Annotated in this window: 10 protein-coding genes; 7 read left to right on the forward strand and 3 right to left on the reverse strand. The window is 63.1% G+C overall.

All coding sequences use genetic code 11. The annotated features are described in order from the left end of the window. Positions 1-158: 158 nt before the first annotated feature. Genes LLH00_10655 through LLH00_10665 form a run of 3 tightly spaced genes read right to left on the reverse strand, consistent with a single transcriptional unit; the run spans position 159 to position 5,440 of the window. Entirely contained in the window at positions 159-2,660 is a 2,502-nt protein-coding gene (locus LLH00_10655; protein MCE5271730.1) for a hypothetical protein, read from the reverse strand. A 50-nt stretch (positions 2,661-2,710) separates the two neighbouring features. Continuing rightward, positions 2,711-3,793, reverse strand: coding sequence for a hypothetical protein (locus LLH00_10660; protein ID MCE5271731.1), 1,083 nt, complete (start codon positions 3,791-3,793; stop codon positions 2,711-2,713). A gap of 18 nt (positions 3,794-3,811) precedes the next feature. Continuing rightward, positions 3,812-5,440, reverse strand: coding sequence for a sodium/solute symporter (locus tag LLH00_10665; protein MCE5271732.1), 1,629 nt, complete (start codon positions 5,438-5,440; stop codon positions 3,812-3,814). 297 nt (positions 5,441-5,737) lie between these two features. On the opposite strand from LLH00_10665, the gene LLH00_10670 reads away from it, so the two are divergent. The 7 genes from LLH00_10670 to LLH00_10700 all read left to right on the forward strand — a co-directional run. Continuing rightward, on the forward strand, positions 5,738-6,631 hold the full coding sequence (locus tag LLH00_10670; GenBank protein MCE5271733.1) for an AraC family transcriptional regulator: 894 nt from the start codon (positions 5,738-5,740) through the stop codon (positions 6,629-6,631). 222 nt (positions 6,632-6,853) lie between these two features. After that, positions 6,854-7,459: an RNA polymerase sigma factor gene (locus LLH00_10675; protein ID MCE5271734.1), complete on the forward strand. Its 606-nt coding sequence runs from the start codon at positions 6,854-6,856 to the stop codon at positions 7,457-7,459. Positions 7,460-7,515: 56 nt separating this feature from the next. Further along, positions 7,516-7,848, forward strand: a complete 333-nt coding sequence (locus LLH00_10680; GenBank protein ID MCE5271735.1) for a hypothetical protein — start codon at positions 7,516-7,518, stop codon at positions 7,846-7,848. Positions 7,849-7,860: 12 nt separating this feature from the next. Continuing rightward, positions 7,861-8,442 (forward strand): periplasmic heavy metal sensor, encoded by a 582-nt coding sequence (locus tag LLH00_10685; protein MCE5271736.1) that lies wholly within the window; start codon positions 7,861-7,863, stop codon positions 8,440-8,442. 768 nt (positions 8,443-9,210) lie between these two features. After that, positions 9,211-10,275, forward strand: a complete 1,065-nt coding sequence (locus tag LLH00_10690; protein MCE5271737.1) for a hypothetical protein — start codon at positions 9,211-9,213, stop codon at positions 10,273-10,275. A gap of 131 nt (positions 10,276-10,406) precedes the next feature. Further along, entirely contained in the window at positions 10,407-10,823 is a 417-nt protein-coding gene (locus LLH00_10695; protein MCE5271738.1) for a hypothetical protein, read from the forward strand. A 749-nt stretch (positions 10,824-11,572) separates the two neighbouring features. Next, positions 11,573-12,769 (forward strand): carbohydrate-binding domain-containing protein (locus tag LLH00_10700; GenBank protein MCE5271739.1); only part of this gene is annotated, 1,197 nt, incomplete at its 3' end.

Genomic DNA, 12,769 nt, shown 5'->3' on the forward strand with positions numbered 1-12,769 from the left:
CTGATCGTGATTATTGCAGTTAGTGAGTGTAAGGTCAGTATTATATTATTTCCCCGTCTGTGTTGTTCTTGGAGCCAAACATAGCAAAGCCGCACACCCCGCGGGGTCTGCGGCTTTCATGTTTTGCGGGAGAAAGTCATCCCTGAATGCGCTTTCCGCTATTTCCGCTCGAAGGCCACCCGCCACCGGACCTCGGCGTTGCGCGCGCTGTCGAGTGACAGGCGAGCCAGGCCGTTGCCCAGCGCGGTGACTTTGATTCCGGCCCCGGCGTCCGCGCTGGCCGGGCCCGGCTTGAACCCGTTCAGCGCGAGCGTGATGTTGAAAGTCTCACCCCCCACCACTTTCGCCACTCCCGCCAGCTCACCCTTGCCCGCGTCCCAGACCGGCTGACCGGCGAAGTCCACATAGCCCTGCATCAGGTGACGGTCCGTGGAGATGAATTGCGGGTTGGGTTCCTGCTCATGGACCGAGAGCATCCGGGCCTCGCCCGGGCGCAGGTCCTCAACCAGGCAACTGTCACCGCGGAACGTGCCCACGAAACAGTCGTTCCAGAAATCGTAGACATAATAGTTCTTCACCGGGTCGAGGGCCAGGCCGCCCGCTACGTTCTCCGCGCCCAGGCTCACCCGGAACGTGTTCGCCACCGGTACGCCCCGGCCTTTTTCCTCCCCGTTGATTGAGGGCCACTCGCCGCCCTCCGTTTTCGTGTTGAACAGGGTGAGCTGGCGCCAGCGGTCGTTCACCTTGAAATCGTATACCGCGGGGTACTTGCCGCCGCTGAAAGCATCCAGCGGGCGGGCGGACTGCGGCGCGGTGTGGAACGGGAACACGCGGGACAGGTCGTGCAGCTCCTCGGCGGTCATCCGGGAGAAACTGAGCCCCAGCAGCAGCCGTCCCGAGGCCACGTAGCACATGGTGTACATGGCCCGCACACCGTCGCGGCCCGCCGGGAACACGTGGTTCGGGTTCTTGGCATCGGTGTCGTAGCTCAGCACCACGCGGTTCTTGTACCAGCGCAGGCCGGAGGGGGTGATTATGGCGGGGTTGAACTCATCGTTGTCGCCCATGGTGCGCTGGGAGGCGACCAGCCCCAGGGTCACATCCGAGCCGCGCGACAGGGTGCGCTCGTGGATGTAGTTCGGCTTGGCCAGCCCCTCGTGGGCGAAACGGAAAATGTTGCGGTAGGCTACAGCCGTGGTGGCATAGGGGTCCTCGAACCCGCCGTCCGGGAACCAGCCCGACTCGGCGGGATAATCGTACATCAGGCCGCGCACACCGCCTGAGTTCAGGTTGGCGTAGACCTGGCGCAGGTGCGCGATGAACGAGGAGTCGGTGAAATCGTAGCCCACCAGCGGCGGCTGGTCATCGTCCCACCAGAACACGCGCCCTCTCTCCTCCGGTTTCAACCGTCGGCCGGGATCGTTGAACAGCATGTGCTCCGGGTGCGAGTAGCAGTAATCCTCGGAGCGCCGCGCCGACTGGAAATAGGTCAGCGGGATTCCGCCCAGCTCGGCCACCGCTCCGGCCCACTTGGCGGTGGTCTCGTAGGGTGGACGGTAGCAGGGTCCCATGCTGCTGGCGGTGTTGGGGCTTATCTGCCAGTGCGCGTCATCCCACCAGCCCTGCTGGTTGTTGGTCTGATAGTTGTCCGGCACCAGGCGCACCGCCACCCGCGAGTATTTCTGGAACCCGCTCGCCCGGATCCGCTCCATCTCCTCCACAGCGCCGGCAGAGTTGTTGTTCTCCGGCCCGCCGCCGTACTGGGGCATGCCCGCGTACCAGAGGCAGAGGGTCGGGAAATCGTACGGGGCGGGGTCGATTTTCTGGGCGGCCTTGAGCGCCAGGCCGTACTGCTCCAAGGCCGCGAAGGGGTCGGGGGTGGAGAAATCGACATAGCAGCGCTCATCGGGAAGGTAGCGCGTGCCCGGGTCGACCCGCCGTCCCACCGGGTCCTGGCTCCAGAGGTCCAGGCTCAGGCTGCCGGCGGATTTTGTCACCGCGGCCCATTTCTCGAATTCGTGATAAGTGAGGCCGCCGATGACCAGGGAACGCCGTGCCTTGCCCGCGCCGAACGTGGCCAGAAGGTTGTTCCAGCACTTGAGCGTGCTGTCGCGCCGCACCTCGGTGCGCACCCCGCCGCCGTTGCCGTCCAGCGTGGCCCAGCCGCTGTCGAGGTCGCAACCCTGGAACGCGGCCGCCTTGAGCGGGTGTATCTGACAGAGTTGCACCCGGAACCCGGTCCGGTTGTCCAGGCCCGCGTTAAGGACCAGGAAAGTGCGGCCCTCGTACAAAGTGGCCTGCCAGATCAGCCCCGGGGCCTTGACGCTGCTGCTCGTGACCGTGATTTTCTGGCCGGAGCCCAGCTCGTCGCTCACCGCCTCGCTGGTCCAGGCGTGGGATAATCCAGGGTCCGAGGAGCGGCTGGAGCCGTAGACATCCGCCACCTCGCAGACCGCGTACTCGATGACCGGGCGTCCGCCGGAGTTGTCGCCCACCCGGTAGGTGCCGTGCTCCAGGTCGTACTCCAGTCTCACGTAGCGGTTCGACAGCTCCAGGGTCTGGCCGTTCTGGGCGACCCGCACCTCGGCGCGGGCTGCCGCGCCCAGGCCAAGGGACAGGGCGCAGATAAGGGCTGCGAGTCTGGAAAGAGTTGTTTTCATCCGGCCGCTCCTTCTCGAAAAGTGAATGGCTGCATTTATCGGCCCGCCGGTCAGCGGCAGGGGGTGTTCAGGATAGCCTCGTGCATGGCCCGGAAATTCTCCAGCGGGGTGTCGAGCTGCACGTGGTGCGTGGGCCCCAGGATCAGGCCCCCGTCGCGGCCGACCGTGTCCAGGCGGGTGAGCACCTCGGCCCGCACCTCCTCAGGGGTGCCGAAAGGCAGGGTCGCCTGCTCGTCGATACTGCCCCAGAAACACAGATTCTTTCCGTAGCGCCGCTTGAGCCGGGCCGGGTCCATGCAGGCCGGCTGCACGGGGTTCAGCACATCCAGCCCGATCTCCACCAGGTCATCGATAATCGGCTCGATGTCGCCATCCGAATGGTAGGCGATCTTGAGCGCGGGGTTTTTGGCTTTGAGCCGGGCGTAGAACTCGGCCATGCGGGGCTTGAAAAATTTCCGCCAGACATCCGGCGAGAGCAGCATCCCGGTCTGCGCCCCCACGTCATCCCCGGTCCAGATCATGTCCACGCCCAGGTCCACCAGACGTTCGGCGGCGCGAAGGTGGTAGCGGAACGGGATGTCCAGTATCCGCCCGGCCAGCTCCGGGTCCAGAAGGAGATCGGTCAGAAGGTTTTCCAGGCCGCGCAGGGCCCAGGCGGTTTCGAACACGGTGCAGACAGTCACCCCCACGATCCAGTACTCCTCCTTGTATTTTGCCACCGTCTCCGCGGCGTCACGGTACAGCTCGGGCCGCTCCGGGTCGGGGGGGCGGTAGGTCTCGATGGCGCCCTGGCGCGCCAGGGGGAAACCTTTCATCTCGGTGTAATGGCCCTTGCCGTAGGGAGTCGAATACTCCGCGATGTTGAAAGCCACCCCCCACTCATCGGTGTAGGGCTCCGGCTTTTCGTAGTAGCTGTTGGCCCAGCCGACCGAGCTGAGCAGCATATCCACCCCCAGCGCCCGTTCGAGCGCGTAGGTGTTCCCTCCCCCGTGTGGGTTGTGCTGCCCGGCCTCGCCCAGGCCCAGCTCGGCCTTGAGCCGTAGCGCGAACTCGGGGGTGAAACTGATCTGCATCGGGCAGCGGTCGGGACTTTCATGGTTCAGTGCGGTCAGCACCCGCTCGCGGTGTGTCACTTGATCTCTTTCCTTTTCTCAGAAGAACCGGATGTATAGAAATACCACAATACCGATCAGCACTGTGCTCCAGAGCTTGAACTGCTTGAACCAGGGTAGACTTGCCCTTTCCGCCAGCGCCTCGGCGCTGAAAGAGCGGTCCACCACCGCGCCGGCCGGGATTTCCGGGCCCCTGTGCCTGAGGGAATAGAGAATCAGGCAGCAGAACAGGAAATCCAGAGTGGCCCGGTTGAGAAAAGCCAGGCGGGGAACAAGCTCCAGGGAGTCGGCCAGGGTGAAAAGCAGGGCCCAGACCGGCCCGGCGACCAGAGCGACCAGGCTGCCCCGCGCCGTGGCCCGCGGGTAGAAAAACCCGGCCAGGAACACGGCGGTCACGGCGGGCCAGGCGATGGACCAGAATTTCTGGATGTAGGTGAAAATCGCGCTCAGATCGCGCAGGAAATAGCCGAACACGGTGGCGATCACCAGCACCACCACGGTCACGGCCTGCCCGATCCGGATCAGCTTGCGGTTGTCCGCCCCAGGGTCGAGATGCCGCTTGTAGATGTCGAAAGTGAAAATCGAGGCGCTGGAGGTGAGCAGCGAGGCGATGGTGGACATCACCGCGCCCATCAGGCCCGCCATCACCAGGCCCGACAGGCCCGCGGGCATCAGGTTCTTGACCAGCGTCGGGAAAGCCAGGTCGGCCTTGCCCAGCGTGAACTCATCGCTCAGCAGCCCCGAGCCGGGAGCGTACAGCCGGTAGGCGATTATCCCGGGCAGGACCACCAGCACCGGCACGAGCAGCTTGAGATAGCCGGCGAACACCACCCCCATCTGGCCGTGCCAGACACTCCTGGCGGCCAGGGTGCGCTGGGTGATGAACTGGTTGCAGCCCCAGTAGAACACGTTGGCCAGCCACATACCGCCGAAAAACACCCCCACCCAGGGCAGCTCCGGGTGGTTCCACGACTGGACCATGTGGAACTTTTCCGGGCTGCCGTCCAGCACCGCCCGGAGGCCGCCCAGCACGCTGGCGCTGTAACCGGGGCTCACCGAGCCGACTTTGATCAGGCCCATCACGGTGACCGCCAGGCCGCCCAGGATCAGCACGGTCACGTGGAGAATGTCCGTGTAGACCACCGATTTCAGCCCGCCGTAGAATGTGTAGCCCCCGGCCACCAGGCAGAGGATCGCCAGGCCCCAGGTCAGCGGCAGCCCGAAGATCGACTCCATGGCCAGCGAACCGGTGTAGAGCACCACGGCCAGCTCGATGAACACGTAGCCGACCAGGCTGATCACCGCGAACACCAGCCGCACCTTGTGGTCGTAGCGCAGCTCCAGGAACTCGGGCATGGTGGTGATCCGGCTGCGCAGGTAGTAGGGCAGGAAGAACTTGCCGTAGAGGATCAGAGCGATCGCCGCCAGCCACTCGTAACTGGCGATCGCCAGCCCGATGGAATAGCCCTGGCCCGACATGCCCACGAAATGATGGGTCGAGATGTTGGCCGCGATCAGCGATCCGCCGATCAGCCACCAGGTGAGGTTGCGTCCGGCCAGGAAATAGTCGTCCGACACGTCTTTCTTCCGCACGGCCAGCAGGCCGACCGCGAACACGAATGCCACGTAGCTGACGAAAATGACAAGGTCGAGGTTGACTTTACCCATGCTTGTCCTTTCCCCGGGGTAAGGGCGCGGATATCCGGCTGCGGTTTCAATGGGATGTTGCAAGCGATAGATCAAAACCGGAAGAGGGCCTTTATCGGCACCCGGGCCAGTAGCCGGGCCGCGGCCTCTCCGCGTTCAGTCGGGGGATGGGTCTGCCTGTGCCGGTGTTGCCGTTGCGAAACAGCCTCTATATGCACATCCCTGTTGCGGGATGCCGATATTTGGATATAATAATCACGGGCCGGAAATTCTAATGCGGTAACGGTAAAGATAATAACTCAGAACGGCGGGATTGGAATGGATATTATTATACTATCGCATGCCAATACCAAACAGAGCTACAAGGACCTGACAGTCAACCCGGTCCGCAAGGAGGGCGACTACCTGGTCCACCAGATACCGGAGGGCGAGCAGCCGGTGCACGCCGATTACGGCCTGCGCATCTTCTCCGCGATCCAGGGCCAGCGCTCCGCGGCGCGGGATACGATCCATCCCCGCTACCTTCAGTTCTACGGCATCTCCCACCTTTACAAGGGCCGGGGCTGGTACTGGACCCCTGAGAAAGGGGCCGAGATTTTCGAGCCCGGGCGGGCCGTGTTCACCACCCCGGGGTTCGTGCAGGACTACGACGGGTACAAGGCCGACTACGTGCAGGACTATATCTGTTTCTGCGGGCCGCTGGCCGACCACCTGTTCAAGAGCGGGATCATAACCAACGGCCTGCACGCGTTCGGCGAGGCCCGCCTTCTGCTGCCGATCATCCAGGAGGTGCGCGACCCCTCGTTCACCTCCCAGATCAAGGCCAACCGTCTGCTCCAGAACCTGCTGGTCGACCTTTTCCTCAAGCGTTTCGAGGGCGAGGCCAGCGAGAAATATCCACAGGTCGCCCGTCTGCTGGAACTGTTGCGTCAGGAGCCGGCGCGTAACTGGACCAACCTGGAGATGGCGGAGCTTTGCAACATGAGCCTCTGCCAGTTCCATCGCGTTTTTTTCCGCAAGACCGGCTACACGCCGAAGCGGTATCTGGACATGCTGAAAATCAAGCAGTCCGCCGAGCTGCTGTGCGTGGACGGGCTCTCGGTGGCCGAGGTCGCCTCCCGGCTGGGTTACGCCGACCCGTTCCATTTCAGCCGCCGTTTCAAAACGATGACCGGCATCTCGCCCCAGAGTTACCGCAGACAGTTCGGCTGAGAGAGGGCGAGCTGACGGCTGCCTGTCGAGAACGAGAACTCTTTCCGCGAAACAGTGTATCATAAGTCAGACCGCCCGCAGAAGCGGGCGGAATATCGAACAGTCAGCACGCCAGCCGGTCTTCCATACCTTCCGGTCAAGGGTCTCCATGCGAGAACCAGCCTGGCCTTTTCTGACGCTGAATACTATTCCACGTGTTCCGTGTCACGCACAGGCCCGAACGTGTCCTTTAAAATCAAGCACAGCGGCAGTACGGATGCGTCCCCCCGCGAGGCCGTGCCCGACCTTCAGGCCCCGGGTGCGTTCAGGGACTTTATCGAGCGGCACCAGGAGCGGGTCAGGAATATCTGCTACCGTTTCCTGGACAGCGTGGAGGATGCCGAGGAGATCGCCCAGGATGTGTTCGTGGAGGTCTACCGCTCGCTGGAGCGCTTCCGCGGCGACTCCAGCCTGTCGACCTGGGTCTACCGGATCGCGGTGACCAAGTCCATCGACAGTTTGCGCAAGCGGAGGCGCATTAAACGTTTCGGCACGATCAAAATGATGTTAGGTTTGGCGGAGGTGGAAAACCAGGTGGCTGCGCCGGACAACTGCAACCCCGAGCGTGCGCTGGAGGACAAGCAGCGGCGCGAAATCCTGCAACAGGCCCTCGACAGTCTGCCCGAGAACCAGCGGGTGGCGATCACGCTGATCAAGTACGAGGACCTGAGCTACAAGGATGTCGCGACTGTAATGGGCCTGAGTGTCCCCGCGGTCGAGGCGTTGGTGCACCGGGCCAAGCTCGGCCTGCAGCGCAACCTGACCCGCGGCTTCGAGAAAATCCTGTAAAAAAGCGCAGGATTATTCCGCGGATGTCGTCTAAGTGTGTAAAAGGGGCTCATGTCGTGAACAGAGCGCGGAAAATACAGGCGGAAGTCCAGAGGACTCTGGACTGTCTCGACCGGGTCGAGCGGATGCCGGAGGACCCCTTTTTCGCCGCCCGGGTGCTGGCGCGTCTCGAAAACCTCGAGGGCCGGCGATCCCAGGCCGTGGTGATCCGGCTGGCCGGCCGTCTGATCCGGCCGGTGTTCATCATATTCCTGCTCATGCTGAACATCCTCAGCGCCATGGTGCTGCTGAACCGGCACACGCAGAGCGAGAACCAGAGCCGCACGCAGTATATCAGTTCCCTGGCCGAGGACGTTTCGCTGAACCAGAGCCAGAGTATCCTTTACTGACAGGGTCGAACGATGGAAGTCCTTTTCAAGCAGCGGGCGGCCGCCTGGATGATATTGCTTCTGCTGGTGCTGAATGTCGCCACCCTCTCCACGCTCTGGTACCGGGAGCTGCGGCGGCCCGATTTCCGTCCTCCGCGATTCCCCGGCAGACAGGACAACGTTGCCCAGTTCCTGAAAGAGGAGCTCCAGTGGAGCGACAGCCAGGCCCAGGCTTTCGAGCGGCTGCGCAGCGCCCACCAGGAGCGGGTCCGCAGCCTGATGGGTGAGAGCATGGAGCTGCGGCGCCAGTTGCTGGATGGCCTTTTCGAGGCTGCGCCCGATTCGGCGGCGGCGGCAGAGCTGCTTCGGCAGATCAGCCTCAAGCAGGGCGAGCTGGAAACTCAGAACTACTCATATTTCCTGGCCCTGAAACAGCTTTGCGGCAGCGATCAGACCGACCGTCTGCGCCGCCTTATGACCGAGGTGATCTTCCACGACCATCCGGGTGGCGGCCCGGGCGGCCTTCCCGGAGGCGGTCCGCTGTCTCCGCGCGATGACCCTCAGCCGGAGCGCCGTCCCGACTCGCCCGGGAGCCGCAGCGAAAGCTCGCCCTGATCGAGCGGGTCCCCGCTCTGTTTCGCAGCCAGCCCTTTTCCGGACCCCGGAGAAGGGCTTTTTCTTTGCCCTCCTCCGGTTGAAAAAATCCTTTGGTTTTCGGCGATTTTCCGCAAGGAACCGAACGCAAAGAGCGTCCAACCCAGCAATGTCCGGTTAGGAACTTGCCGTGAGAAGCCGAAAGACTCTGTTCTGCTTTGGTTTCGGCCAAAGCAGCAAAGCCAGCGGGGGCCGCAAACTCGTCCCAGCCGAGCCTCTCCTTCAACCTCGGTGTGCTTGAAGCTCCGATTCCGCTGCCGCGATGCAGCGGCGGCGCTGCCGCGAATCGCCGCCGGACCATGGGGAATTACTGAACCGGCCGTTTCACACTCGATTGCACGCTGCCCTGGCGGGAGGCTCAGACAGGTGCGGCCCCCAAAGGCGCAACTGCGGCGGCCTGACAGCCGCAAGCCGGTTTCGCCTCCTGGGATGCCAGGCGATGTCGAGGGGGTAAACCTTGAGTTCGCCCGTAAAACTGATATGAAAAACCTAACCGGACATCACTACGTCCAACCCCCACAGTCGACAGGTTGTTCGCAGTGCCGGGAAGACAGCGACAAAGCGGAGGTGAAAACGGACTTGTCGTCCCGAGACGAGACTGACTGCAGGTGGCCCTGCAAATAGGGATGTAATTTCAACTTTGCCAGGGATGGCGATGGAGGTGCCAGTATGGTTATCCAAGGAACAAGCGGCATCACACCCATGTGGCAATTATTTGGAACGGGAAGGATGGCTGGAAATCTTACCATCAACGGAACCAACAGCCAGTCCGTTTCAGGTGATTCCGCCGCCGGTGGTAATGTCTCCGCAAGTGTGTCCGCTTTCGGGGACAGAGTGGAGATCAGCGGGGCCGGGCGGCTGGCCGGTGCGCAACAGGTGCAGTCGATGCAGCGGCCGCCCGACGGGCCGGAGCCCGATGTGTCCGGTATGAGCCAGAACTTTATGGACCTGCTGGATACGGACGGTGACGGGAGCCTGAGCAGCGAGGAAATCGGCACCCTGACCGGACAGCTCGAGGGCGCGGATTCGGACAGCGACGGCCTGGTCAGCCAGGATGAGCTGCTCGCGGCCCTTTCGGCCGGGATGCAGAACAGCCAGGCCATGGCCGGACCGGGCATGATGGCCGGTCCGCCGCCGCCCCCGGACTCCGGTCAGATCAGCGCCCAGATGATAAGCAGTCTGGACACGGACGGGGATGGAAGCCTGAGCCAGACTGAACTCGGCGATCTGGCCGAGCAGTTGGCCCCGGCCGACACGGACAGCGACGGCCTGATCAGCGGGGATGAGCTTGCCTCGGCGATCGAGGCCCAGATGCAGAGTCTGTCCGGCGAGGAGGAGGCCTCCGGGATGCAGCAAGCCGGCCCGCCGCCACCTCCGCCGCCTCCGCCCGCCCAGATGGATGCGACCTCGATGAGCGACCAGCTGATCAGCCAGCTCGACACCGACGGGGATGACGCCCTGAGCCTGGATGAACTCGGCGACCTGAGCGAGAATTTCGCCGCGGCCGACACGAACGGCGACGGGGTAATAAGCCGGGAGGAGCTTCTCAATTCCCTCTCCTCCAAGCTGGATGAGATGGGTGGCCTGCCGCAGATGGGCAAGAGCGGAACGCAGGAGTTGAACGCGTTCAAGCAGATGATAGGCAAGACGATAGAACAGAGCGGGGATACCTCGGAGGCCGAGAGCAACATTTCGCGCATCACCGACCTGCTGGGTGAACTCGGCCTGTCCGGGGAAGAAACCCGGAGCGTGCTGAACCTTATTCAGAACGCCCGGTTCGATATGTCCGCCTGACCGATTGTGGGGCCACCGCAGTCACAGATAATGCCTGTTTTATGTTGGATGGGATCCGGGACGGAGCCGGCCTGGCGCCCGGATATTTATACGGAAGATGCGTTCAATATCAAGCTGAAAGGGGTGGGAAGATGAACTGGAAGACTCTCTTATTGACTCTGTTCATGGCCCTGGCCACGGTCGTTTTCGCGCTGGCGCAGCAGGGTCCTCCGCCGGATGGCGAGGGCGGTGGAGGCGGCCAAAGAGGAAAGGCGCCCTCGGTCGAGGACCGTCTGGAGCGCATGCGGAAAGACCTGGACCTGACCGATGACCAGGTGGCGAAGATAAAGCCGATCCTGGAGGACATGCAGAAACAGATGGAGTCCCTGCGAGAGAACAGCTCCGGCGACCGGGAGCAGTCCATGGAAGCGATGAAAAAGCTGATGGACTCCGAGGAAGAAAAAATCTCGGCCCTGTTGACCGATGAGCAGAAAACCAAGCTCGCCGAGATGAAGAAGGAACGTGAGAAAAACCGTCCCGGACCGGGGCAGGGACGTCCGCCGCGCTGAGCGCGGCGGCAGCAGCGCGCGCTGGCCCCGGAACAAAGGCCCGGGCGGGAGCTGAAATCGGCCCTCCGTTCGGGCCTTTCCGTGCCCGGCACCATCCCCCACCGATCAGCGTTGTCCGGCTTAGGAAGTTGCAGGCAGGGTCGTAAGGAAGCTAAGCCGTGCCCGGCATGCCGTGTCGCTACAGGAAATACAGATGTTTAAGGCCTATCATGTATCCAGGCCTGCGTCAGGGCCGGGCTGCTTCTGGAACATCTTCCGTATCCTGGCTTTGTTCCCAAGCGGCCCGCAGGGCCGTCCGGGGCCGTTCTGTCCGAGCCGCACAAGAGGAGCGCAGTAACAGACCCGTGCACAGCGGAGGCAAATGAAGCCCCCGAAGCCGGGCGGGCAATCAGCGTCAGCGTCGCCCCGCAACACAGGCAGCGGCCAGAGGTGCTCCGCGTACACCGCGGGCGGAAGAAAAGCCGAGGCCAATGCGAGTTTACGGCCCCGAAGCGTCTTTTAGTCCTTTTCCACAAGCCGGAAAAGGACAAGAAAGTAGTTGCCCTGCGATTCCGGGATGCAAGTTCCTGACCGTTCAAAGCTGCCACCGCTCTTTTTTGGAAGCGGACCTCTAACACTCCCCTAATAAAAGCGCAAGGAATCGCACAAAACGACGTCTCAACCACAGAATTGTTCTGCCGGGGCGTCGAACGTTGTGACCTGTCCCGGGCAGTTGTGGTGGATAATCGGTTTTACCGCGGGAGTGGACTATGAGAGGAAAATGGACGCAGTTCCTGGGGGCTTGGGTTTTCGTGCTGTGCCTGTTCATCGCCTGCGGCGGCGGCTCCGACCCGGTGTCCGCCTCGGGCGGCGATGACAGCGGTGGGGCGGGCTCGGGCAGCGGCAGCTCGAAGACCGTGCCGGACGCGGAATCGGACAACGGAGTCAGCCATGACGACGCTGCGGACTACACCTGGGACGGCGAAAAAGCGGTGCAGATCGTTCTCAACGGCGGCTCGGCCAGCGTGAGCGCGGCCGGGGCAACGGCCCAGGGCGGCACGGTGACTGTAAACTCCGCCGGAACGTATGTGCTGAGCGGCACGCTGAGCGACGGCCAGGTGGTGGTCAACACCGAGGAAACCGGGATGGTCCGGCTGATCTTGGACGGGGTGGATATCACCAGCTCCTCCAGCGCCCCGATCTATATCAAGAAAGCCGATAAGGCCATGCTCGTGCTGGCCGACAACACTACGAACAAGCTGAAGGACGGCAGCTCCTATGTCTACGACGACGCGGCGGAGGAGGAGCCCAACGCCGCGGTGTTCAGCAAGAGCGACCTGACTGTCTACGGCAACGGCGCGCTCACCGTGGAGGCGCGGTTCGACGACGGGATCACGAGCAAGGACGGGCTCGTGATCGCGAGCGGCACCCTCACGGTCAGCGCCAAGGACGACGGTATCCGGGGCAAGGACTATCTGATAGTCAAGGACGGCCGTATCACGGTGAGCGCCTCCGGTGACGGGCTCAAGTCGGACAACGAGAAGGACGCCAGCCTGGGCTACGTGCTGATCGAAAACGGCACGCTCACTGTCACCGCAGGGGGGGACGCCCTCTCGGCCCAGACCGACGCCCTGATACGGAACGGCGAGCTCACCCTCACCGCCGACGAGATCCGCTACAACGACCAGGCCCACCAAGCCACCGCGCACGGTCACCTCGTCCTCACCCGCGGCGCCGTCCGCCTCATCGCCGACGAGGGCACCTACGCCCTCGACACCGGGAAAGTCCGCCTTACCAATACCCGCGCCGGCTACTACCCGCTCTATCTCCAAGGCCGCGAGCTCGAGGGTAATATCCAGGAATTCACGCTGAAGGACGCCACCGTCACCTACGGCGAGCCCACCTCCTTCAGCCCCCAACTCCGCGCCAACGCGCTCGACTTCACGGAGGGCAAGAGCTTCCGCGCC

It is taken from the genome of bacterium (assembly GCA_021372515.1).
Taxonomy (GTDB): Bacteria; Gemmatimonadota; Glassbacteria; order GWA2-58-10; family GWA2-58-10; genus JAJFUG01.